General features: G+C 73.1%; 18 protein-coding genes and 2 tRNA genes. 8 read left to right on the plus strand and 12 right to left on the minus strand.

Annotation, left to right across the window (positions count from 1 at the left end):
• Positions 1-12: 12 nt before the first annotated feature.
• Positions 13-1,788: an STAS domain-containing protein gene (locus POL25_RS39500; protein ID WP_272091579.1), complete on the minus strand. Its 1,776-nt coding sequence runs from the start codon at positions 1,786-1,788 to the stop codon at positions 13-15.
• Positions 1,789-1,925: 137 nt separating this feature from the next.
• Here POL25_RS39500 and POL25_RS39505 point away from each other — a divergent pair, with 137 nt between their 5' ends.
• Positions 1,926-2,990, plus strand: coding sequence for a saccharopine dehydrogenase family protein (locus tag POL25_RS39505; RefSeq protein ID WP_272091580.1), 1,065 nt, complete (start codon positions 1,926-1,928; stop codon positions 2,988-2,990).
• Between the two features lie 63 nt (positions 2,991-3,053).
• Here the strand turns inward: POL25_RS39505 and POL25_RS39510 are convergent, their stop codons facing one another.
• The 5 genes from POL25_RS39510 to POL25_RS39530 form a co-directional block, all read right to left on the minus strand.
• On the minus strand, positions 3,054-3,572 hold the full coding sequence (locus POL25_RS39510) for a hypothetical protein (protein WP_272091581.1): 519 nt from the start codon (positions 3,570-3,572) through the stop codon (positions 3,054-3,056).
• Positions 3,573-3,618: 46 nt separating this feature from the next.
• Positions 3,619-4,389, minus strand: a complete 771-nt coding sequence (locus POL25_RS39515) for a hypothetical protein (RefSeq protein ID WP_272091582.1) — start codon at positions 4,387-4,389, stop codon at positions 3,619-3,621.
• 13 nt (positions 4,390-4,402) lie between these two features.
• On the minus strand, positions 4,403-5,218 hold the full coding sequence (locus tag POL25_RS39520) for a hypothetical protein (protein WP_272091583.1): 816 nt from the start codon (positions 5,216-5,218) through the stop codon (positions 4,403-4,405).
• 4 nt (positions 5,219-5,222) lie between these two features.
• Positions 5,223-7,280, minus strand: coding sequence for a TonB-dependent receptor (locus tag POL25_RS39525; protein WP_272091584.1), 2,058 nt, complete (start codon positions 7,278-7,280; stop codon positions 5,223-5,225).
• Positions 7,281-7,572: 292 nt separating this feature from the next.
• On the minus strand, positions 7,573-9,645 hold the full coding sequence (locus tag POL25_RS39530; protein WP_272091585.1) for an enoyl-CoA hydratase-related protein: 2,073 nt from the start codon (positions 9,643-9,645) through the stop codon (positions 7,573-7,575).
• Between the two features lie 282 nt (positions 9,646-9,927).
• On the opposite strand from POL25_RS39530, the gene POL25_RS39535 reads away from it, so the two are divergent.
• From POL25_RS39535 to POL25_RS39555, 5 genes are all read left to right on the plus strand, one after another.
• Entirely contained in the window at positions 9,928-10,191 is a 264-nt protein-coding gene (locus POL25_RS39535; protein ID WP_272091586.1) for a hypothetical protein, read from the plus strand.
• Positions 10,192-10,331: 140 nt separating this feature from the next.
• On the plus strand, positions 10,332-11,078 hold the full coding sequence (rph, locus tag POL25_RS39540) for a ribonuclease PH (RefSeq protein ID WP_272091587.1): 747 nt from the start codon (positions 10,332-10,334) through the stop codon (positions 11,076-11,078).
• A 24-nt stretch (positions 11,079-11,102) separates the two neighbouring features.
• Positions 11,103-11,741, plus strand: a complete 639-nt coding sequence (locus POL25_RS39545; RefSeq protein ID WP_272091588.1) for a non-canonical purine NTP pyrophosphatase — start codon at positions 11,103-11,105, stop codon at positions 11,739-11,741.
• A gap of 205 nt (positions 11,742-11,946) precedes the next feature.
• Positions 11,947-12,023 (plus strand) — tRNA-Pro (locus POL25_RS39550).
• A 49-nt stretch (positions 12,024-12,072) separates the two neighbouring features.
• Positions 12,073-12,146 (plus strand) — tRNA-Arg (locus POL25_RS39555).
• A 19-nt stretch (positions 12,147-12,165) separates the two neighbouring features.
• On the opposite strand, the gene POL25_RS39560 is transcribed toward POL25_RS39555, so the two are convergent.
• A complete protein-coding gene (locus tag POL25_RS39560) occupies positions 12,166-12,954 on the minus strand; it encodes a BtpA/SgcQ family protein (RefSeq protein WP_272091589.1) in 789 nt (262 codons plus the stop codon).
• A gap of 336 nt (positions 12,955-13,290) precedes the next feature.
• Here POL25_RS39560 and POL25_RS39565 point away from each other — a divergent pair, with 336 nt between their 5' ends.
• Both POL25_RS39565 and POL25_RS39570 read left to right on the plus strand, forming a co-directional pair.
• Complete coding sequence (locus POL25_RS39565) at positions 13,291-14,370, plus strand: hypothetical protein (protein WP_272091590.1); 1,080 nt, start codon at positions 13,291-13,293, stop codon at positions 14,368-14,370.
• 720 nt (positions 14,371-15,090) lie between these two features.
• Positions 15,091-16,227, plus strand: coding sequence for a PAS domain S-box protein (locus POL25_RS39570; RefSeq protein WP_272091591.1), 1,137 nt, complete (start codon positions 15,091-15,093; stop codon positions 16,225-16,227).
• A gap of 157 nt (positions 16,228-16,384) precedes the next feature.
• On the opposite strand, the gene POL25_RS39575 is transcribed toward POL25_RS39570, so the two are convergent.
• The 5 genes from POL25_RS39575 to POL25_RS39595 all read right to left on the minus strand — a co-directional run bounded on the left by POL25_RS39575 (position 16,385) and on the right by POL25_RS39595 (position 22,392).
• Positions 16,385-17,008 carry a histidine phosphatase family protein gene (locus tag POL25_RS39575; RefSeq protein ID WP_272091592.1) on the minus strand — a complete coding sequence of 208 codons (624 nt, stop codon included), beginning with the start codon at positions 17,006-17,008 and terminating at the stop codon, positions 16,385-16,387.
• Positions 17,009-17,042: 34 nt separating this feature from the next.
• Entirely contained in the window at positions 17,043-17,342 is a 300-nt protein-coding gene (locus POL25_RS39580; protein WP_272091593.1) for a GIY-YIG nuclease family protein, read from the minus strand.
• 56 nt (positions 17,343-17,398) lie between these two features.
• Positions 17,399-19,423, minus strand: coding sequence for a RecQ family ATP-dependent DNA helicase (locus POL25_RS39585; RefSeq protein WP_272091594.1), 2,025 nt, complete (start codon positions 19,421-19,423; stop codon positions 17,399-17,401).
• A 250-nt stretch (positions 19,424-19,673) separates the two neighbouring features.
• The gene (locus POL25_RS39590) at positions 19,674-20,513 is read right to left on the minus strand and encodes a hypothetical protein (RefSeq protein ID WP_272091595.1); all 840 of its coding nucleotides are present in this window, start codon (positions 20,511-20,513) and stop codon (positions 19,674-19,676) included.
• A 343-nt stretch (positions 20,514-20,856) separates the two neighbouring features.
• The gene (locus POL25_RS39595; RefSeq protein WP_272091596.1) at positions 20,857-22,392 is read right to left on the minus strand and encodes an MXAN_6640 family putative metalloprotease; all 1,536 of its coding nucleotides are present in this window, start codon (positions 22,390-22,392) and stop codon (positions 20,857-20,859) included.
• Positions 22,393-22,419 lie beyond the last annotated feature (27 nt).

Genomic DNA, 22,419 nt, shown 5'->3' on the forward strand with positions numbered 1-22,419 from the left:
CTGTCCAGGGCCTCAGGCGCGGGGGTTGACGAGGGCGCTGGCGAGGGCGTCGCCGAGGGCCTCGATGTGCTCGCCGGCCAGCGCCGGGACCAGGGTCGCCGGGGCGGCGGAGAAGATGACGCTGGCGCCGCGGGCGACCAGGCCGCGGGCGGCTTCCTGGACGGTCTCGGCGGTGGTCGGCTCGACGCCGGTGACGCCGGTGAAGTCGACGATCAGCGTGCGTGGGCCGGGGGGCACGTCGGCGGTGGCCTCGAGCAGCTGCTGGGCGCGGGCGTCGTCGAGCGCGCCGGTCACCGGGATGACCGCGAGCTCGTCGATGATCGCCAGCACCGGCACGGCGCGGCGGGCCAGCAGGCCGCCCTGGCGCTCGAGCAGGACGTCGCGGCCCTCGAGCCGGTGGCGCTCGGCGCGGGCGTCCTCCGAGGTGTCGAGCAGGACGCCGACGGCCTTGCCGGCGACGCCCGCGAGCGGGGCGGCGAACACGGCCAGGGCCGGCTCGCCGACAAGGTCGCGGCGCAACTCGGCGCCGGCGCCGAGAGCCTCGGCGAGGGCGGCGGCGACCGGGAGGTGGGCGCCACCGGTCAGGCCGAGGGCGGTCCAGCGCGCATTGCCCTGCAGATCCTCGCCGGCGCCGATCACCGCCGCGACGGGCACGGCCTCGAGATCGTGGGGAGCAGCGGCGGCGGCCTCGGCGAGCAGCGCCCGGCCGGCCAGGCTGACCGCGGCGGGGCCCGCCAGCGCGACGTAGAGGCGGCGCAGGGCGGTCGGCAGCGGGCGCGGCGACGACCAGCCGAGCTCGAGCAGGGCGACCTCACGCCCGCCCCAGGCCAGCGGCAGCAGCAGGGTGGCGCCGTGGGTGGCGCCGTCGGGACCCGTGGGCTCGGCCTGGCGGGGGGTCGGCGCGCCGGGCTCGATCTCGGACGGGGTGTCCGATCGGACCTGTTCGAACAGCCATGGCTCGTTGGGCCTGGCGAACAGGCCAGCCAGGTCGGCGAGCGGGCGCGTGGCCGGACCGGGGCCGGCGCGCAGCACCAGGTGGGTCGGGTCGGCGGGGTCGCGCAGCCACAGCGCGGCGGTCGAGGCGTCGATCGCCTGGGCCGGCTCGGCCAGCGCGGCCAGCGTCTCCTCGAGGTCAGCGGACTCGGTCAGCGCCAGCGCGGCCACGTACATCGTGTTGGCTTCGTCGATGGCGCGCTGGTGGTCGCGCAGGGCGTCGCGGGCGACCAGCAGCGAGGCGACGGCGGCGCCGAGCATGTCGTAGACGAGCCGCTCGCGCGGGCTCGGGATGTGGACGATCCGCCACGACAGCACCAGCACACCGGGCCAGCGCGCCTCGGGGCCGCCGGTGGTGAGCGGCAGGACGACCAGGGCCTGGGCGCTGCGCTCGCTCGGGTGCGCGGCGGGGCGCGGGTCGGCCGAGAGGTCGTGCACCACCAGCGCTTGCCGCGGCGCCGCCAGCCAGCGCGCCAGCACCGGGTGGTCGGCGAGCGCGAACGGCCGCCCGAGCAGCGGGTCGGTGGCCGGGCAGATGCCGGCCTGCCACACGCTCGAGAGCTCGGCGTGGGTCGGCACGCTGGCGTCGGTCTGGGCCGGGCGCGGGCCGCTGCGGTCGATGAAGCGCGGGTCGTGCGAGCCGAGGTCGCCGGGGTCGTCGCGCAAAGTGTAGAGGCGGATCAGCGACGGGCCGTAGCTGCCGACCGCCGAGGCGACGGCGCGCAGGACGGCGTCGTCGGTGTCGGCTTCGACGAGGGCGAGCAGGGCCCGGGCGAAGGTCGTGGCCAGTTCCACGCCCTGAGGGCCGTGGAAACCTGCTTCGGCGCGCGGGTCTGGGATCATGAGAGCCGCTAGAGACGATGAGCCGAGCGGCGGCCGAGCACAAGCGCTTTCTGTGGCGCGACCCTCTGCACCCGCGCTATAGCGCCGGCATGCGCGAATGGGTGCTGTACGGCGCCAATGGTTACACCGGCGAGCTCATCGCCCGTCAGGCGGCCTCCGAGGGTCTGCGCCCGATCCTGGCCGGCCGCGACGCGCCGGCGATCCGCCGGCTGGCCGGCGAACTCGGGCTCGAAGCGCGGGTGTTCGCCCTCGACGATCCGGAGGCCCTGCGCCGCGGGCTCGCAGGCGCCGCCCTGGTGCTGCACGCCGCCGGGCCGTTCTCGCGGACCAGCGCGCCGATGGTCGCGGCCTGCCTCGAGAGCGAAGTCCATTACCTCGACATCACCGGTGAGATCCCCGTGTTCGAGGCCTGCAGGGCCCAGGACGCCCGCGCGCGCGAGCGCGGCGTGGTCCTGATGCCCGGCGTCGGCTTCGACGTGGTGCCCTCGGACTGCCTGGCCAAGGCGCTGGCCGAGGCCCTGCCGGAGGCGACGCGGCTCGAGCTGGCGATCCTGGCGCTCGGCGAGCTCAGCCGTGGCACCACCAAGACGATGATCGAGCACCTCGGCGCCGGCGGGGTGGTGCGCGAGGGCGGCCGCCTGGTCCCGATCGCCCCGGGCTCGCGCACCCGCACCGTCCGCCTCGGCGGGCGCGAGCGCCTGGTGGTGGCGGTGCCGTGGGGCGATCTGGCGACCGCGTACGCGTCGACGGGGATCGAGAACATCACCACGTGGATGAGCTTCCCGAAGGCGCAGATCCGCGGCATGCGGGCGCTCCGGCTGCTGGCGCCGCTGCTGCGCCTCCGGCCGGTGATCAAGGTGCTGCAGGCGCTGGTCGACCGCCGGGTCACCGGACCCGACGAGCAGGTCCGCGAGGCCGGCTCGAGCGAGATCTGGGGCCGCGTCGAGGCGCCCGACGGCCGGGCCGTGGAGGGCCGGGTGCGCACGCCCGAGGGCTACAAGTTCACGGTGATCGCGTCGCTGGCGAGCGTCCGTCGCATGCTCGAGGCGGCGCCGGCCGCCGGCTACCAGACGCCGGCGACGGCGTTCGGCAGCGGCTTCGTCGCCACGCTGCCGGGCTGCTCGCTGACGGTGCCCGAGACGGCTGGCGCTTAGGGCATGTTTGAACGGGCATGTCCGAGCGGCCATGTCCGTTCGGGCATGTCCGAGCGCGGTGGGTCACTGGTTCAGGTGCAGTGGAAACTCGCAGTCGTCGCACGGCTCGACGAGCTCGTAGGTGTATTCGCGGACCACGGTGCAGCCCTTGCCGGCCCAGGCGCAGCTGCCGTCGTCCTGCCAGTCGCTCGTGATCCGGCTGCGCACCGTCTCGCCGTCGACGGGCTCGACCTCGATGCGCTCGGTCCCCCGGCAACCGCTTGGCTGCCCCTCGTGGGCGTACTCGCCGGTCTGCGCGTCGCGGGCGACGTGCTCGAAGACATAGCCGGTCAGGGCCACGCACGCCTCGCAGGAGGCGGAGATGCCGAGAAATTCGGTGTAGGGCACCTTGAACCCGTCTCTCTCGACGTGGACGACCTCTTCCCCGACGAAGCTGTCGTCGAGCTTCGGGTGGCAGTCGTTCTCGAGGGTGACGGCGGAGATCCGGTAGACCCCGGACGGCGGTGACGCTTCGGGCTCGGGGCCGCAACCGGGAGAGCCGACCAGGACAGCCGCGAGCGCGAGGGCAGGGCGAGCGAACATGGTGGCGAGGCTAGCGCGGCGACCCAGGTGGTGCACGTCGGGGCCGTCAGTCGGTGCGCAGGGCGGTGCAGTGGCCCTCGCCGTTGATGTGGCCGAGGGTGGCGGTCAGCTGCTCGACGAACGACCACAGGTCGGTGATGTTCGTCAGGTTGCCGACTTGATAGCGCTCCTGGGTGGTGATGTCGACGCCGCGCAGGTCGTCGGCGGTCAGCTCGCCGTCGCCGTCGTCGCTGGCGGCGATCAGGTCGAAGGCGACCTTCGGGTTCTCGGCGAACAGGTCGTCGTAGAACAGGTGGTCGGCGTGGATGGTGAGCTGGACGTCGGTCGAGCCGGCCAGGTCGCAGCCGCTGTAGCGGGTGCGGGTCGAGAAGCCCCAGATGAAGTTCAGCGACTCGCCGCCGCGGGTGGCCTTGCCCTCGACGTAGATCGAGTGGCCGCCGGTCTTCATCAGCGCGACGTCGTCCTCGGTGGCGTTGCCGGCGATCACGTCGCTGCTCGGGCCGACGACGTAGTCGGCGCTGGGGTTCTCGGCGGTGATCGTGCCGTCGATGATCGGGAAGCCAGCGCCATCGCTGGCCTGGGCGAGGTCGAAGATCCGGTACGGCTCGTCCTCTTCGCCGAGCGGCTGATCGGCGACGCGGATGTCGCCGACGCTGACGAGGAACTTGTCGAAGCTGACGGACCAACCGTCGGAGAAGATGGCGGTGGGGATGCCCTCTTCGATGAACTCCTCGCCGTAGACGGAGGCCTCGTAGGTGCGCTCGGTGGCGGTGGTGCAGGCGCAGACGAGCAGGAGCGGGATCAGGACGGTGCGCATGGCGATTCTCCGGTCAGAGAGGAGCGACAGTGTAGAACACGTGAGACTGTAAGGCGCGCCGGACGAGGTTGTGCGCGGGGTCGCCGGGGCCGATGCGCACCGGGGTGCCGTCGCCCGGATCGAGGGCGGCGAAGTCGATGCCGTCGAACAGCGCGGCGCCGCTGCCGTCGTCGCGCAGGCGCAGCTGGAGGCCGAGCGTCTCGGTGGTGCCCTCGTCGATCTCGAGGTCGAACGGCGCGCCGACGACGGCGGCGCTGTCGTCGAGGTCGAGGATCGCGGTGAAGCCGAGCTCACGGCCGTCCTTGCGGGCGGTGCCGACGAACTGGGCGGTGTGACCGGCGAGCGGGTCCGCGGCCGGCAGCTCGTCGGCGCGGCGGAAGGCGATGTTGCAGCCGTGGTAGTTGCCGGTCAGCAGCTCGGCGCGCCCGAGCTCGTCGCCGTCGCCGGCGACCCAGTCGAGCACGAAGCTGCCCGGCAAGGCGCCGGTGACGTCGCCGCCGGCGTAGTGCCCGGGGTGGGCGATCGCGGGCGGGACGAGCAGATCCCACAGGCGGGCGAGGGCGTGCATCTCGCCCTGGATCGTGAACTCGAGGTCGCCAGCGGCGATACGCGCGGTGTCGAGGTGGATCGTCCAGCCGAGGTCGGTGGCGGCGTCGACGAGCCGGCCGGCGTCGACGGCGACGGCGAGCTCGACCCGGGTGGCCTCCTGGCTGGGGGCGCACGCGGTGGCGAGACAGGTCGCAAGGGACAGGGCGGAGAGGACAGGTCGCATCGTGAGGCCCGAAGGACATGTCATGAGGGACAGGGCGTAAAGGACAGGTCGATGCATGTCGTCACAACCACAGGGTGGCGCCGATCCGGGCGGTCAGCGGCGGGCCGGCGAGGAAGTGGAGGACGGGGATGGTGCTGCGCGGCTCGCTGCGGTCCCACCACGAGGCGTAGTGGTACTCGCCCTCTTTCCAGCCGGCGTTGGTGACGTTGTCGATCTGGAGGTCGAGCTGCAACGGGCCGACACGGTAGCCGAGGCTGAGGTCGAGCAGGGCGTAAGCCGAGGTGCGGGCGCCGTGCGGGAGGGCGCGGCTGCCGACGACGAGGAAGCGAGCGCCGGCGCGGAACCCCGAGGGGTGGACGACGGTGAGGCCCGTGGCCGACATGAACGGCGGGGCGAGCGGGACCGGGGCGCCCGAGTCGACGAAGCGGGCCTGCACGAGGCTCAGGTCCTGGCGCAGCTGTAGCCACCGCCGCGGCCACACGGCGAGGTCGAAGTCGATGCCGAGCCGACGGGTGCGGTTGAGCTCGATGTTGACGGCGGACACGTGATCGAAGACGAGCTCGCGCGCGATCCAGGTGCCGAACAGCGACAGGCCGGCGCTGACGAGTTCGCGGTGCTGGAAGCGGGCGCCGACCTCGACGCTGTCGGAGGCGATGATGCGCGCCGGGCCGCCGCGGTAGCGATCGAGCGCGGTGTCCTCGGGCACGGCGGCGCCGCCGAGCACGGCGCGGGCCTCGGGGGCCCGCAGGCCGCGGCCGTAGGCGAGGAAGAGGTGGGCGAACGGGGCCAGGCGGACGCTGGCGTTGATGCGCGGCGAGGGCAGGGCGAGGACCTTGCGGGCGCGACGCTCTGGGTCGATAAGGTCGCGGACGTTGTAGGCGACGAGGTCGAGGCGGGCGCCGGCCTCGAGGACGAAGCGATCGACGGGCCGCCAGCGCAGGCCGGCGCGCGCGTGGGCCTGGTGCTGGCCGGCGCCGAGGTCCCAGTTGCGGGTGACGACCTCGTGGTGGGCGTCGACGCGCACGTCGTGCTGGCGGAGGAGGTCGCCCTGCCAGGCGCCGCCGGCCAGCAGCTCGACGGTGCGGTGGAGCGGGCGCCGGTACTCGAGCTGATAGCCGAGGCTGGCGAAGCGGTGCCGCTGGTTGCGACGATCGCCGGCGAGCGGATCGAGGAGGTAGCCGGTGAAGTCCTCGACGAGGTCGAGGGCGCGCAGCTGGCCGTGGAGGCGGTGCTCGAGCTTGCCGACGCCGAGGTCGAGCTGGTGACGCAGGGCGGTGAAGAGGCGGTCGGAGCGGCCGCCGCCGTCGTCGCGGTAGACGCCGGCGAATCCGACGCGACCGCTGGCGACGTCGTCGGCGCGCACGGCCCCGGGGGCGTCGAAGCGGGCGACGTAGACGCCGGCGGTGAGGTCGAGGGCGCCGTGGGTCTTGCTGTCGAGCAGGCGGATCTGGCCGAGGAAGGTGGCGCGCCGGGCGGCCCTGGCGGCGGCGAAGCCCTTGTCGGTCATGGCCTCGACCGCGAAGAATGTCTCTTTGGACATGTTCTTCGGGGCATGTACGAACACGCCGCGGTGCCGCAGGGTGCTGCCGAACTCGTAGCCGACCCGGCTGCCGCGCGCTTCAGGCTCGACGCCGAGGTCGAAGCGGATGGTGCCGGCGTTGGCGAAGTTGCCCTGGTCGAGCAGGAACGGGCCCTTGTTGGCGGTGACGCGGCGGACGACCTCGGGGATGACGAAGCCGAGGTCGACGTAGCCCTGGCCGTGGATGTTGGAGAGCTCGTTGACGGTGACGCCGGCGACCTTGACCTCGATGTCGGCGCCGTGGGCCGCGTCGAAGCCGCGCATGAACATCTGCTGGCCCTTGCCCTCGGCGCCGTGCTGGATCAGGAGGACGCCGGGCACGAGCCGCAGGAGGTCGTCGGCGCTGCGCCGACGCGGACTGGCGGCGATCTCGGCGGGACCGACGACCCGCTGCGACGCCGTTCGCGGGCTGCGGTCGCTGACGACGACGGTGGCGTATCGCCTGTCCTTGGGGACATCATGCGCCGCGGCGGCCGCAGGGGCGGCCAGGACGGCGAGGAGCGCAAAGGCGCGCAACAGGGGCTCGCTCGGTCGGCGCACGCGTCGGGCCAGGATACGCGAGGGGACGGGCGGCGGATCGGGCGAACGGGACGCGCGGCCGGAGGCTCGCAGGCGCGCGGGCGCTTGGGTCCGTCATTCGGAACTCGAGCGCGGTGCGTGGGCACGGTGCGGCGGACCGGGCGGCACGCTCGCGCACGCGAGCCATGGGAGGATGCGCGGTGAAGCGGGTGCACGAGCGCGGTCGCAGACGTGCCACGAGGAGCGGGCGAACAACGAGAGCACCCTCGCGGGGCGAGGGTGCTCGTGCGTGGACGCGGGGGCGCGCGCGGGCTCAGGCGAGCGGGTGCTCGAAGGCCGGCGGCTTGCCGCGGCTCATGGCGGTGACGCCGACCTTCGCGGCCGACTGGCACAGGCTGTCGGCCGCGCGCTGCTCCTCGAGGGCGCCGGCGGCGGCGACGTCGAGGGCGTTGGCGTCCGCGATCGTGCGGGCGAGGAGGTCGCGCAGCTGGGCGTCGAGCACGACCCCCTGCTCGTTGCGCGGATCGACGTCGCGGTCGACCTCGATCTCGGCGGGGCCGGTGCGGAACGGCGGGAGCGGAGCTGTCCCTCGGGCCAGGGCGAGGGCGAGCTCGCCGCTGGCGCGCGGCAGGTCGCGCACCGGGACGACGGCGCTGACGAGGCCGAGCTCCTGCGCGCGCGCGGCCGAGATGCTCTTGCCGGTCAGCAGCAGCTCGTTGAGGGCGGCGTAGTGCTCGGGGGCGCTGCTGCGGTGGAGCAGGTGGCAGCCGCCGAGGCCGGGGATGACGCCGACGGTCGGCTCGGGCTGGGCGATGACGGCGCCCTCGCCGGCGATGCGGGCGTGGCAGGAGCTGGCGAGCTCCATGCCGCCGCCGAGCGCGCGACCGACGATCGCGGCGACGGTCGGCTTGCCGGCGCGCAGCTTGGCGAGGGCGTGCTTCCAGCCCTGGATCAGCGCGAGCGCGCCGTCCCGCTTGCCGAGCACGGGCACGAAGGCGCCGATGTCGGCGCCGTGGCCGAAATCGCGGTTGAAGAGGCCGTCAGGGGCGACGACGATCGCCTCGACGGCCGGGTCGGCCTGGAGGGCGTCGACGGCCCGCCCGAGCTCGGCCAGCAAGGTGTGGCCGAGGGTCGAGCGCTTGAGCGAGATCAGGCCGACGCCGCCGCTGACGCTGCGGCCGACGTAGATGCTGTCCCATCCGACATGTTCTCCGGGACCTGTCCGCGAGAACACGTCGAGCGGGGCGACCTCGTCGGCGCGGGTGATCTGCTGGTCGACGAGGAAGGCGCGGGTGAGCGCGGCGGCCTGCTCGAGGCCGAGCGCGGCGATCAGCGCGGGCGGGCCGTCGCGGAAGGCGAGGGCCTTCTCGGCCAGGTAGTTGAGGGCGTCGGCGCCGACGATCTTGTGGGCGAGCATGCGCGCGGTGAGGGCGAACAACATGCCGAACATGCGCGCGCGGACGGTGGCGACGCCCTCGGGCGGGCACTTCTGGCCGCGCTCGTAGGGCCACTGCTTGCCGGGGTCGGCGATGTACGGCTTCCAGGCGTCGGGGATGGCGTAGAGGCTGCTGTCGACCTCCTCGCGCATGAGCTCCATGCAGTGGGCCGACAGGCTGTTGGCGCCGCGGATCAGGTTGTGGACGAAGAACGGCGAGGTGCCGAGCAGCTGCTTGCAGGCGTCGTCGATCTGCGCCGGGCTGAGGCCGGTGCTCTCGTGGATCCGCACGGCCTCGAGCATCATCCCGCAGAACAGGCGGTCGGCGGCGAAGCTCGGCACGTCACCGACCGAGATCAGCGTCATGCCGGCGCGACCGAGGAAGGCCTTGATCTGCTTGAGCGTGGCGGCGCCGGTGACGGCGCCCTGCTCGGGCAGCTCCCACAACTTGTTGGTGAGGTGGGGGAAGAACGGGTGGAGGACGCCGCAGCGATCGGCGCCCGGCAGGCCGTCGAACAGGTGACGGGTGGTGAAGCCGCTGGTGGCGGAGAAGATGAGGGCCTCGGGATCGCGGGCCCGGATGGCGGCGTAGAGCGGCTTCTTGATGGCGAGGCTCTCGGGCACGGCCTCGAACACGAGGCCGATCTTGAGCTCGGCGGGGATGTCGGCGATGCCGCCGCGGATCGGGATGATGGCCCGGGTGATGGCCTCGATCTCGGCCGGGGAGACGCGCGGGGCGAACTGCTCGGCGAGCTTGGCGGCGACCTGGTCGACGGCGGGCGAGAGGTCGAGGGCGATCACGGGCACGCCGTGGCGGGCGAGGATGCGCGCGAGCTGGCCCAGCTTGCCGAAACCGACGTTGCCGCAGCAGCCGGCGACGAGCAGGGCCCGCGGCGGACCCCCGTCGGGCTGAAAGATGGCTGCTACCGAGGGATCGCGCGCGTTTTCCATGGCCCGGGAGCATAAAAGGCGCCCGCGGCGAGCCGCTCCCGGCCTAGGTTGAGCTTCCCCACGCCCTGGTCGGATTGTGTATTCGCCGTCATGTGCCATCTGCCGCCCGCTCCCGCGGCGAACGGCGAGAAGGGCCATGATCCTTCTATATAGCGGGTGTTCGCCCGCTTGCGCAACAGGCGCCGCTCTTTTCTCTCGATCGTTGCCGGATTGGCGGTGATCGGACTACAGTGCCGTTCACGACTCGATCGACCCTCGATCAAGGCACGTAGGAGACTCGTCATGAAGCACACCAAGATCGCTCTTGCGGCCCTCGCCGCGATGTCCCTGTCCCTCCCGGCTTGCGGCGGGGACGCCAAGAAGGAAGAGAAGAAGGAAGAGAAGAAGGTCGAGACCAAGGTCGAGACCACCAAGACGGTCGAGACCCCGAAGCCGGTCGAGGCCAAGCCCGAGGTGAAGCCCGAGGACGCCAAGCCCGTGGATCCGGCCGCTCCGGCCCCCGGTGGCGCCGCGGTCCCGCCGCCCGCCCCCGAAGCCGGCAAGTAATCGGCTCCTCTTCTCAGCCACCAAGCAAGACACGGCGAGGCGCCAGGATGGCACCTCGCCTTGTTTTTTGGGTCGAGGTCGATGCGCGCCGCGTCACCGCGTGCACAGCGAAGAGCGGTCGGGTTTTGCTAGGGTGAGCCATGCGCCACGACGGCCGCGCCCTCGATCAACTCCGTCCCTTCTCCCTCGAGCCCGGCTTCATCGGCTCGGCCCTCGGCTCCGTGCTGGTGGCCACCGGCCGCACCCGGGTGATCTGCACCGCGAGCCGCGAGGCCAAGCCGCCGGGCTGGCTGACCCATGGCGGCTGGGTGACCGCCGAGTACGCGATGCTGCCCGGCGCGGTCCGGCCGCGCGCACGCCGGGAGCCCGACGGCCGCGCGAAGGAGATCCAGCGGCTCATCGGCCGCTCGCTGCGAGCGGCGATCGATCTCGAGAAGCTGGTCGGTCCGCAGGGCCCGGTGGCGCTGACGGTCGATTGCGACGTGATCGAGGCCGACGGCGGGACGCGCACGGCGGCGATCACCGGCGGGATGGTGGCGCTGGCGCTGGCGCTGCAGACGCTGCAACGCGACGGGGTGTTGACGGCCGATCCGGTGCGGGCGCTGGTGGCGGCGGTCTCGGTCGGCGTGTGCCCGCTGGACGGCGCCGAGGTGCCGATGCTCGACCTGGCTTACACGGAAGACAGCCAGGCGATCGTCGACTGCAACGTGGTGATGCTGGAGCGCGGCGGGCTGGTCGAGATCCAGGGCACCGGCGAGCGCGGCGGGTTCGACCGGTCGACGCTGTCGCGCATGCTCGACCTGGCCGAGTCCGGCGCGGCGTCGCTGTTCGCGGGCCAGCGGGCGGCGCTGGAAGGTGGCGGAGCAGGCAGGATCGTGAGTTCGTAGATGATCGCGCAGGAAGGTTCGGACATGTCCCGAAGGCTGGTGCTGGCGACCGGCAACCCGCACAAGGTGGCGGAGCTGGCGGCGATGGTGCGCGCGGCCGGGCTGCCGCTGACGGTCTGCTCGGCGCGCTCGCTCGGGCCGGCGCCGGAGATCGCGGAGGACCAGGGCAGCTTCGAGGCGCACGCGCGGCTCAAGGCGGAGGGGATCGCGGAGTGGCTGCGAGGTCGCGGCGAGCCGGGCTCGACGCTGGTGCTGGCCGACGATTCGGGGATCTGCGTGGCGGCGCTGGACGGGGCGCCAGGCGTCGATTCGGCGATCTTCGCGGGGCCGCAGGCAGACGACGCGGCCAACAACGCCCGGCTGGTGGCGGAGCTGGGCGCACGCGGGCTGGAGCGGTCGCCGGCACATTACCTGTGCGTGCTGGCGCTGACGCGGGTCGACGCGGGCGCGGACGCGGTGCGGCTGTTCACGGGCCGCTGGGACGGCGAGGTCCGGACGACGCCGCGCGGGTCAGGCGGGTTCGGCTACGACCCGTACTTCTGGCCCGACGGCAGCGCCCGCTCGTCGGCCGAGCTGCCGGCGGCCGAGAAGAACGCGCAGTCGCACCGCGGGCGGGCGACGGCGCTGCTGCTGGCAGCGCTGCCGGCGGTGCTGGAGGCGTAGAGGGCGAGGGCGGCGATCGCCGGATGCGCGGCAGATGGCATCGCTGCGGCGGCGGAGGTGAGGACGTGGTGGCGCTGCGATGGCGCGGAGGTCGCGGAGAATCGGCGAGGACGCGGCGCGAGGCCGTCTCGCGCGCGCGAGGCTGCGGGGCGCGTGCTTCGTGGCGCTGGATCGCAGCCCGGGGGTCGTGTATGGTCCGGCCGCTCGGGGCGTAGCGCAGTCTGGTAGCGCGCCTGCTTTGGGAGCAGGATGCCGGAGGTTCGAATCCTCTCGCCCCGACCATTTTTGTTTCACGGCCCTTCGGGGCCTGTTCCACGGCCCTTCAGGCCCGGCGCCCATAGCTCAGTTGGATAGAGCATCGGCCTTCTAAGCCGAGGGTCCCAGGTTCGATTCCTGGTGGGCGCGTCGCGTTCGCGCCCAGGCGTCACGCGTGGGCGCGAGCGGCCCGGTAGGCGTCGGCGAAGCGACGCGCGCGCTCGGGATCGACGGGGCCGCCGGCGCGACCGTCGGCCCGCAGGGCGCTGCCGACGATGACGCCGTCGCACAGGCCGGCGAGGATCGGCAGGGCGGCCTCGGTGGCGCCGCTGGCGACGTAGAGCGGGACGCCGCCGGCGGCCGCCCGCACGCGCCGCAGGTGCTCGGGGTCGACGGCCTCGCCGGTGCCGCTGCCGGTGACGAGGACGGCGTCGGCGAGGCTGCGCTGGACGAGGTCGCGGGTCTCGTCGGCGAGGTCGCGCGCGGCCAGCGGGGCGGAGTGCTTGACCGCGACGTCGCCCCAGATCCGCAGGTCGGGTCGGCCGAGCTCGCGGCGCAGGCGGACGACCTCGGCGGCCTGGCCCTCGACGAGGCCCTGATCGGTGACGCGGGCGCCCGAGAGCACGTTGATGCGCACGCACTCGGCGCCGACGACGACGGCGACGGCGACCGCGGCGAGGCCGTCGTTGCGCAGGACGTTGATGCCGAGCGCGAGGTCGGGGCAGGCGTCGCGCACGGCGAGGGCGCAGGCGGTGATGCCGGCGATCGTGACCGGAGGGACAGGTCCCTTGAAGAAGGGGATGTCGCCGAAGTTCTCGACGACGGCGAGGTCGAAGCCGGCGGCGGCGAGGGCCTGGGCGTCGCGGGCGACGGCGCGGGCGATCGCGGCGACGGGCTCGCGGCTGCGCGGGCTGCCGGGCAGCGGCGGGAGGTGCAGGACGCCGACGAGGCTGCGCATGGCGGCGAAGGTAGCAGCGATGCCGCGCGCATGCAGCCGCGCGGCTTCGCGGAACCGACGCGGGCGAGCTCTGCGAGGAACGTCGCGGATGATGAGATGCGAGATCCGTCGGGCGCCGGCTCGCGGGAGTCGATGCCGGGCGTGGGTGTGCGCAGCGGGCTGCGCCGCGACGATGGAGACAGAGGTCGCCCCGCGGCGCGCCGTGGGCGAAGGGACCGATCTGCGGCCTCGCGTGCGCGCGTGGCCGCGATCGCCGTTGCCGGGGTCCGGCGGTGATCGCCCGCACTTCAGGCGCACACGCGGCGACGCTAGCGTCGGACGCAGGAGGTGTTCGGCATGCGGGGGACGTGGACGATCGCGGCGGTGTTGGTGCTCGGAGGTTGTGGCGACAGCGGGCCGGGGACCGGCACGGGAGGGATCAGCGAGGGCACGACGACGGCGGCGTCGACCGATCCGATGACGACGACGACGGGGCCGACGACCTCGGAGCCGGAGCCGACGACATCGACGACGACCACCACCACGATGACGCCGACGACGACCTCGCCGACCACCGGCGAGCCGGCGGAGTGTCAGACGGCCGCCGATTGTCAGGCGCCGACCTGCCAGGCGCCGACCTGCGAGGCGGGGGCGTGCGGGACGATGAACATGGCCGAAGGGACAGCCGTGGACGACCTGCCCGGCGACTGTCGGGCCACGGTGTGCGACGGGGCCGGCGGGACCAAGGAGATCCCGATCGACGATCCGCCGTCGCAGGCCGCGGGCGACTGCAAGCTGGTGGGATGTCTTCAGGGACAGGTGGAGTACACGCCGGCCGACGACGATCTGCCCAGCGACGGCAACGACTGCACGATCGACACCTGCATGACCGGCGAGGCGGTGTTCACGGCCAAGCCGATGCACAGCCCGTGCGGGCCGATGGGGTCGCAGTTCTGCCACGCCGACGCGAGCTGCCAGGCGTGCAAGGAGGTCACCGACGCGTGCGAGGACTACGGGTCGGAGCCGCACGAGACGCAGGCGACCGCCCACAGCCTCGGCGAGATCACCGACGCCGACGCCAACGGGTCGTTCGCGTGCGGCACGGTCCAGGGCGCCGGCGACGTCGACTGGTTCACGTTCTCCGGCGTCGACGCGTTCCTCAACATGGTCGACCCGTCGCGCACGCTGGTGGCCGAGAACGACGCGGGGCGGCTGTGCGTGTACATGCAGTGCGAGAAGGGCACGACGACGGTGACGTGCGGGGCCAACGACACGCCCGACACCGCGCCGCTGGGCCAGAAGGGCTGCTGCGGGCAAGGCACGGTGTCGCCAGGGCTGAACTGCACGGGCCTCGACGACTCGGCCAAGGTGTGGATCAAGGTCGACAACCCGGACATGCTGGCCTGCGTGCCGTACCGGCTCGACTATCACTTCTAGGCGCGGGGCTGCGGAGCGGCAGCGGCGGGACGGGCTGCATCGCGGGGCGGGGACGCAGTGGCGCTCCTGCTGGTGATGTCTCGAGGGGCGAGTGTGCTTCGATGTGTCCCAAGGGACATGTTGATCTCTCGTGCCTCGATATGTCCCGAAGGACAGACGATCGCGCTTGCATCGAAGTGTCTCGAAGGACAGGTGGTCGAGGGCGCGATGCGAGGGGCAGGCTCGGCGAGGGGGGCCGACGTCACCGCGCGCTCGCGTGGCTCCGCGCGTCGTTCGGCAGCGGCGACGTCGGCGCCCGTCCGCCAGCGCGGCGATGATCTCGCGGGGGCATGGCTGCGAGGCGCTGCGTCAGCACCTGCAGTCGTCGCCAGCTCCGCGCAGTTGCGAACGTAACGGGCGCGCGTGAAGGCGTTTCATGCTCCAGGTTCTCGCCGCGCAGATCGGGGCCGACCGGGTTCGTGGCATCAGCAAGAATCTCCGAGCGACGCGGCCTGGCCAGCAGACACGCGGCGGCGAGGTCGCCGGCGAGCGGTCCTCTGTACGAGCTTGCCGCGCCGTGCAGGCTCTCGATCGCGGGCCGTCCGCGGCGCGCCGACTGTTCAGATGGGCTGTAAGCAAAGGTCCCGGGCGCGCGCGGGCGGAACTGCAAAGGCCTTGCGACACCGTCGGCAACGACGTTCGGCTGTACGCTGGCGCGAGGTAGCAGGACGACGAATGGCGATGCTCGAGCGACTCGATGCGGTGCGTGCGATCTTCAACAACCTCGAGGTCATCGTCTGGGCCGTCGACACCGAGGGCACCATCGTCGTCTCGGAGGGCGGCGGGTTGAAGTACCTCGGCCTGCCGCCCGGCGCGATAGTCGGCCAGAGCTTCTACGAGCTGTACGGGCAGAGCAGCGACGGCGTGAACAACCTGCAGCGCTCGCTCGCCGGCGAGACGCTGATCGTCCAGCACAACGATCACGGCCGGGCCCTCGAGTCGCGCTTCGTGCCGGTCCGCAGCGAGAGTGACGAGGCGGTGGTGGGCGTCATCGGCGTCACCCAGGACATCACCGAGCGCCTGCGCAGCCAGGCCGAGCTGCGCGAGCAGGCGGAGCTGCTGGACCTGGCCCACGACGCGATCGTGGTCCGCCGGCTCGACGGCACTGTCACGTACTGGAACCACGGGGCGGCGCAGATCTACGGCCACAGCCGCGAGGAGGCGCTCGGTCGCGACGTGCACGCGCTGCTGCGCACGAGCGGCGATCTGCAGGAGCCGCGGCGCCGGCTGCTGGCAGAGGGCTTCTGGGACGGCGAACAGACGCACACGCGACGCGACGGCCAGGAGGTGCTGGTGGCCTCGCGCTGGGTGCTGAAGCGCGACGCGAACGGTCAGTCGGCGACGATCCTGCAGATCGACACCGACATCACGGCGCGCAAGCAGGCGGAGCAGGCGGAGGCCCGCCGGCGCGAGGATCTCATCCGCGCCCAGGCGCTCGCCATCGAGGAGCTCTCGACGCCGCTGATCCCGATCACCGACGACATCTTCGTGATGCCGCTGATCGGGATGATGGACTCGATGCGCGCGCAGCAGGTGCTGCAGACCCTGCTCGACGGGCTGGCCAACGGGCGCGGCAGGTTCGTGATCCTCGACATCACGGGGGTGCCGGTGGTGGATACGGCCGTTGCCCACGCGCTGCTGCGCTCGGCCCAGGCGGCCCGCCTGCTCGGGGCCGAGGTGATCCTGACGGGCATCCGCCCGGAGGTCGCGCAGACGCTGGTGAGCATCGAGGCCAACTTCACCAACGTGATCACGCGCGGCACGCTGCAGAGCGGCATCGCCTACGCGCTCGGGCGGCGCGGGCAGAGGACGCTGTGACGCGGGGAGCGGTCGCGTGAGTGGCAGGGTCTTCGGGACATGCTTGAAAGGGCATGTCCTCGAGGACGGCGTGGTGAGCGATCGCGCCGTGGAAACGTGAAAACAGTCTGGCCCTCAGGACATGCTCCTTCGGGCATGTCCTGAGGAGCAGGCGCGATCAGGCGGTCGTGATCAGCGACGGCGGCAGGTGGCCGGTGTCGTTGTAGGTGATCAGCGCCTCGAAGTCTTCCTGGTAGACCCGGAGCTCGGTGATCCCGCAGTGCGAGCAGTCGAACCGGCTCCACGCCTCGTAGGGCAGGCGCAGGGTGTGGGCGACGAGGTAGCGGATCAGGTTGCCGTGGGTGAAGATGACCGCGAAATTGGTCTGCTTCGGGGTGCGGAAGAAGCGGTCGCGGACCTTGTCGACCTGCTTGACGGTCATGGCCCGGTCCTCGGGGCTGGTGAACGGCAGGCCGGGGTGGACGCCGAACTCGGCCACGCGGTTGGCGTCGACCACCGGCAGGACCTCGTGCAGGTACGGCTTGACCTTGATCCGGTCGATGTGGAGCTCGTGGGCGGCGATCTCGGCGGTCTGCAGGGCGCGCGGCCAGGGGCTCGAGAACAGGCCCTCGAACTTGCCTTGCGCGGCGTCGAGGATCTGCGCCAGGCGCCGACCGGTGCGCACGGCCTGGCGCCGGCCCAGCGGGGTGAGGCCCCAGACGGTGTCGCCCTCGTCGCCGATCCGCTCGTAGTGGCCGTGCCGGACGAGGATGACCCGGCTGTGGACGACTTCGAGGCTCATGCGCGGCGGCGCTTGTAACACGGCGTCGCCGCGCTCACAAAGGAGTCACGGCGAGCCGCCGCAGCCGGCGCCACAGGGCCAGGTCGCCGGCGACGAGCCGCTCCTTGTCGGCCCGCCGGAGGGCCTTGAGCGCGTATTCCAGCTGCCGGGCGTGGCGCGGCAGCTGCTGGCCGCGCTTCCAGGCGACCGCCACCGGCAGCCGCCCGCGCGTGTACTTGGCGCCCTTGCCGGCGTTGTGCGCGGCGAGGCGGCGGTCCAGGTCGTCGGTGATGCCGGCGTAGAGCGAGCCGTCGGCGCAGCGGAGGAGGTAGACGATGTAGCGCCGCTCGGCCACGGGAGGGCTCCGACGATACACGCGATCGGGCCGGGGCGCGGAAGCGTCACGGGCGCTCAGCCGGCGGCCGCGATCACCTCGAGCAGGCCGGCGCCGTACTTGTCGGCCTTGGCCGGGCCGATCCCGTGGGCGAGCAGCAGCTGGTCGCGGGTGCGCGGGCGCAGCAGCGCGAGGTCGCGCAGGCTGCGGTCGCTGGCGACCACGTAGGGCGGGACCCCGTCGCGGCTGGCGACCTGCATGCGGTGGGCGCGGAGGCGCTCGAACAGCGCCAGGGCGGCGGCGTCGAGCACGGCCTCGGGCTCGTGCGTCTTTCTGTCCTTCGGGACATGTCCCAAGGGACCTGCCCCGGGGAGCATGTCCTTTGCGGCAGGTCGATGGCGCGGCGGCAGCAGCAGGCGGGCCGGCACGGCGCCGCGCATGACCTGGCGGCCGATGTCGGTGAGGACGACGACGGGGCGGTCGTCGCCGGTGAAGTCGACCCAGCCGGCGACGACGCAGCGGCGCAGCAGGCGGAGCAGCCAGGGGCCGTCGTGATCGCGCAGGGCGCCGAAGGTCGGGGTGTTGACGAGGCCAGTGCGCTCGAGCCGCTCGTCGGCGGCGCCGCGCAGCAGGCTGACGGCCGCCTGTAGGCCGAAGCGGCGGTGGATCCGGGCGACCGCGCTGAGCGCCTTGCGCACGATCAGGGTCGTGGCCTCCGGGTCGTCGTCGGCCTCGGCCGAGAGCTGGCGGCACACGTCGCAGCGGGCGCAGCCGCCGAGCGCCTCGCCCTCGTCGCCGAAGTGGCGGAGGATCGCGTCGTGGCGGCACGAGCCGCCCTCGGCCCAGCGCATCAGCTCGAGGAAGGTGTTCCACTTGTGCTCGACCACCGCCGGCGCGGGCGGGCTGTCGTCGCCGCCGCCGCGCTCGATCAGCCGGCGCCGCAGCGGCAGGTCGCCCGGGGCGATCAGCAGCAGACCGAGCGCGTCGCGGCCGTCGCGGCCGGCGCGACCGACCTCCTGGTAGTAGGCCTCGATCGAGCCCGGCGGGGCCAGGTGGATCACCGCCCGCACGTCGCCGCGGTCGATGCCCATGCCGAAGGCGTTGGTGGCGACGACGATGTCGAGCTCGCCGCGCGAGAAGCGGGCCTGGACCCGATCGCGCTGCGGACCCTCGAGGCCGGCGTGGTAGGCCTCGGCCCGCCAGCCGCGGGTGACCAGGCGCACCGACTCCTGCTCGGTGACCTTGCGGGTGGGGGCGTAGATGATGGCTGTCCCGTAGGACATGTCCTCGGCGTCATGTCCCGAAGGACGGGCGCCGGGGGCCCGGCCGAGCGCCGCCTCGAGCGTGTGGTCGATGAGGCGCTCGCGCGACCGGCGGTCCTCCTCCTCGGCGACGTGCAGGGCCAGGTTGGGGCGGGCGAAGCCGCGGACGATCTGCGGGGTGTCGGCCGGCAGGCCCAGGCGCGACAGGATCTCGTCGCGCACCACCGGGGTGGCGGTGGCGGTGCAGGCGAGCACGCGCGCGCGCGGCAGGTCGGCCAGGAGCTCGCCGATCTGCAGGTACTCCGGGCGAAAGTCGTGGCCCCACTCGCTGATGCAGTGGGCCTCGTCGATGGCGATCAGCGGGACGGCGATCCGGCGGCAGATGTCGCGGAAGGCCGGGGCGCCGAGCCGCTCGGGGGCGACGTAGACGAGCTTGTAGTGGCCACGCGCCATGGCCCCGAGGCGGGCGCTGATCTCGGGCCCGGGCAAGGTGCTGGCGAGGAAGGTGGCCGTGACGCCGCGCGCCTCGAGGGCCCGCACCTGGTCGGCCATGAGGGCGATCAGCGGCGAGAGGACGATGGTGGTGCCCGGCAAGGCGCTGCCCGGGAGCTGGAAGGTGAGGCTCTTGCCGCCGCCGGTGGGCGCGACGAGCAGCAGCCGCCGCCGCTGCATGAGGACCTCGATGGCCTCGGCTTGACCTGGCCGAAAGGACTGGTAGCCGAGCCGCTGCAGGGCGCCCAGGAAATCGGGCCCGTCGCCCGCGCCAGGCTCCTGACGGGGGCCTCCGGGGCCGGCAGGCCGAACCGTCGCGTCGGGCTCGTGGGCGCCAGGAGAGGTCACGGGCCGACAGGGTGGGCGCTCGCGCGCGCACGCGCAAGCAGGATCGCGCGGGCGCGAGCGCGGCGGGGGCCTGGCGCGAGCGCGGCGGGGACCTGGCGCGAGCGCGGCGGGAGCCTGGCGCGAGCGCGTGGACCGGAGGGGCGAGGCCCTGGGTGACCGGCGATGGTGGACGAGAGGGAAACGAGCTCCCCGCGGGCGGGCGGAGGGAGGCGAATGCGGTTCGTTCGAGAGGCCGGGAGCGCGGCGGGCCTCAGGGGGCGGGCTCGGCGGCAGCCTCGGCAGCGGCTTCGGCGGCGGGGTCGACGGGTTCGGTCGGGCCGCCGCCGAGGCGGAAGATGCGGGCGATGAGGCCGTTGGGGACCACGAAGGCGGCGATGCGCTGGCGGTCGACGGTCAGCTGCGGGCACTCGGGCGTGCGCCGGTCGGGCCAGATGTCGACGCCGGAGGCGAACACGCTGAAGCCCGGCTCGCCGGTGGCGCACTGGCCCGAGAGCCAGGCGTCGCGCGCCTCGTGATCCGCGAGCGCGGCCATGACGACGAGGCGCGGGCTGAGGGCGGGCAGCAAGATGTCGGCCCAGGTCAGCGCGACGACGTGAGCGCCGTCGACGGCGAAGGTGCGCGCGACGATCTCGGGGCCGGACGGCGGGTCGGCGTCGGCGGCCTTGGGATCGACGGTGGTGTCGATGCGCTCGCACACGAGGCTGACGATCTGGGTGGTGGCGAGCGGGGTGACGCAGGTGATGGCGACGCTGCCGACCTTGCCCTCGAGCTTCTCGTCGGTCCACACGTCGAGCATGGCGGCCTCGCGGATCTGCGCGGCCAGCTCGCGCTCGCGGTCGTCGTCGGCGAGGTCGACCTCGGGGTAACTGATAGCGAGGGTGACCTGGCCGGGCCGGCGGGCGATCGATTTCTCCACCACGGGCACGTAGGCGAGGCCGTCGCTCAGCGGGGCGGTGGTGTAGAGCCGATCGGAGGTGGCGACGAACAGCGGCGGAGCCCCGCGCGGCTGGCTCGACTCGGCCGGCGGCGGCCGACAGGTGGGCAGCGCGAGCAGGAGGAGGGCGAGGCCTGTATTTCGGGACAGGTGCATCGAGACAGGTCGGCGGACGGACCGGACGCTCGAGAGTGCGACGAACCGCCGGTCGCCGCAAGCGGGCCGGCGACCTCAGGCGGAGGGTGCTGCGGAGGCGGGGGCCGGTGTGAGGGCCGGCGGCGATGGCGCTGGATGCGGGGCAGGGGAGCCGAGCGGGTGGGGTTCATGCTGTCTATTGCGACATGTCTAAAAGGGCATGGTCATAAGGACATGTTGAAAGTCAAGAGGCGAGGGCGACGCCCCTGCAAGACGAAGAGGATGGCGACCTCGCCGCGGGTCGTCCAGCGCATCGGGGCGTAGAGGCGAAGGGCGCCGACGCGGACCTCGTGGAAGGGATCTGTCACTTGCGGCGGCGGCGACGAAGCAGCGGCAGAAGCCAGGCCAGGGCCGGGCTGCCGGTGCGGCAGCCGCCGCAGGCGTCGTCGCCGGGCGGGTCGGACTCGCCGGCGGTGTCGGACTCGCCCGGATCGTCGCCGGTGCTCGAATCATCACCGGTGCTGTCGCCGCTGCTCTCGTCGCCGGTGGTCTCGGGCGCGGGCAGTGGTTCGACGCAGGCGAGCCCGTCGCGGGTGTCCGCGGCGCACAGGTGGGCGCGGATCGACATGTCCGAGAGGACAGGGTTGACGACGGCCAGCCAGTAGCCGCCGGCGGGCAGCTCGGCGAGGATCCGCGGCTCGGGTTCGGCGCCGTCCCAGGCGAGCGCCTCCGGCTCGACGGGGCCGTCGGCCGCGCCGCCGGCGACCGCCTGAAGCGTGAACTCGAGGCCGGGCGCGGGCGCGGCGAGGCCGAACCACAGCGGGCCGCCGGGGTGGTCGAGGCGGTAGTAGCGGGCGGTCAGCGAGAAGAAGCGGTCGTCGTCGGCGAGCGGGAACACCTCCTGTTCGGCGGCCACGCCCGCGAGCTCGGCGGCGTACGGGTGGCTGTCGCGGGCGCCGGCGTGCTCGCCGGTGGCGAGGTTCCAGGCGGCGAACTCGAGCCAGGCCGGGCGCAGGTCGTCGGCGTGCGCCTGCAGCAGCCCGGCGATCGCGGCCGGCAGCTCGGCGGCGCCGCCGATCTGCAGCAGGGCGTCGACGAACTCGGGGCCGCGGCGGGCGATCAGGAAATCCCACCACAGCCCGGTGCCGTAAGCGAAGCTCGGCACCGGACCGGCGGGGGGCTTGAAGAGGGAGCGGCCGGTGTCGGCGAGGTAAGCATCGCAGAAGCGCAGGAAATCGCGCGAGTCGGCGCGATAGGACCGCTCGGCCCACACGGCGGTGCCCTCGGAGAACCACACCGGGAGGTCGACGGCGTACGCGGCCTGGACGGCGTGGAACAGCTCGTGACTGACGACGGTGTCGACGGCCTCCGCGAGGTCGGCGTAGCCGTAGCCGGCGAAATCGTTCTCGAGCACGAGGTGGCCGGCGCAGGCGTCGGGGTCGCAAGCGTCGTGGCCGAAGTGGCCGTCGGCGGAGCCGCCGAAATCGACGAGGTAGATGTCGAGTGCCTCGCTGCCGCCGAGCAGGCCGAGGTCGTGCTCGGCCTCGCTGCGCGGGGGCCGGAGGTCAAAGGCGTCGCGGTAGAGCGCGAGCACGGCGGCGGCGGTGTCGGCGACGCGGACGACGTAGTCGGGCACGCCGTCGCCGTCGAGGTCGGCGAGCGGGACGACGCTGGGGCCGTCGGCGCTGTAGTGGACGCGCAGGCCGCCGCCCGGGTGATCGAAAAAGACGAGGCTGTCCTTTGGGTCATACGGCCACAGGCCGCCCTCGGTCGGCCGCTCGGCGCGCGCGAGGCCCGGGACGAGCAGGGCGGCGAGCAGGGCGGCGAAGCACGCGGGGACCGGCGAGCGAGTGGGACGCGCGCGGCGCTTCGGCTCGACGGCGGAGTGATTTCCACGCACCCCGAGCGAGTGGCACGCGACGAGCGC

It is taken from the genome of Nannocystis bainbridge (genome assembly GCF_028368995.1).
Lineage (GTDB): Bacteria > Myxococcota_A > Polyangia > Nannocystales > Nannocystaceae > Nannocystis > Nannocystis bainbridge.

Bases quoted from the DNA above. Each gene is read 5' to 3' on its own strand.
- POL25_RS39505 (WP_272091580.1), top strand. From the start codon at position 1,926: ATGCGCGAATGGGTGCTGTACGGCGCCAATGGTTACACCGGCGAGCTC.
- POL25_RS39510 (WP_272091581.1), bottom strand. From the start codon at position 3,572: ATGTTCGCTCGCCCTGCCCTCGCGCTCGCGGCTGTCCTGGTCGGCTCT.
- POL25_RS39515 (WP_272091582.1), bottom strand. From the start codon at position 4,389: ATGCGCACCGTCCTGATCCCGCTCCTGCTCGTCTGCGCCTGCACCACC.
- POL25_RS39520 (WP_272091583.1), bottom strand. From the start codon at position 5,218: ATGCATCGACCTGTCCTTTACGCCCTGTCCCTCATGACATGTCCTTCG.
- POL25_RS39530 (WP_272091585.1), bottom strand. From the start codon at position 9,645: ATGGAAAACGCGCGCGATCCCTCGGTAGCAGCCATCTTTCAGCCCGAC.
- POL25_RS39535 (WP_272091586.1), top strand. From the start codon at position 9,928: ATGAAGCACACCAAGATCGCTCTTGCGGCCCTCGCCGCGATGTCCCTG.
- rph (WP_272091587.1), top strand. From the start codon at position 10,332: ATGCGCCACGACGGCCGCGCCCTCGATCAACTCCGTCCCTTCTCCCTC.
- POL25_RS39545 (WP_272091588.1), top strand. From the start codon at position 11,103: ATGTCCCGAAGGCTGGTGCTGGCGACCGGCAACCCGCACAAGGTGGCG.
- POL25_RS39560 (WP_272091589.1), bottom strand. From the start codon at position 12,954: ATGCGCAGCCTCGTCGGCGTCCTGCACCTCCCGCCGCTGCCCGGCAGC.
- POL25_RS39565 (WP_272091590.1), top strand. From the start codon at position 13,291: ATGCGGGGGACGTGGACGATCGCGGCGGTGTTGGTGCTCGGAGGTTGT.
- POL25_RS39570 (WP_272091591.1), top strand. From the start codon at position 15,091: ATGCTCGAGCGACTCGATGCGGTGCGTGCGATCTTCAACAACCTCGAG.
- POL25_RS39575 (WP_272091592.1), bottom strand. From the start codon at position 17,008: ATGAGCCTCGAAGTCGTCCACAGCCGGGTCATCCTCGTCCGGCACGGC.
- POL25_RS39590 (WP_272091595.1), bottom strand. From the start codon at position 20,513: ATGCACCTGTCCCGAAATACAGGCCTCGCCCTCCTCCTGCTCGCGCTG.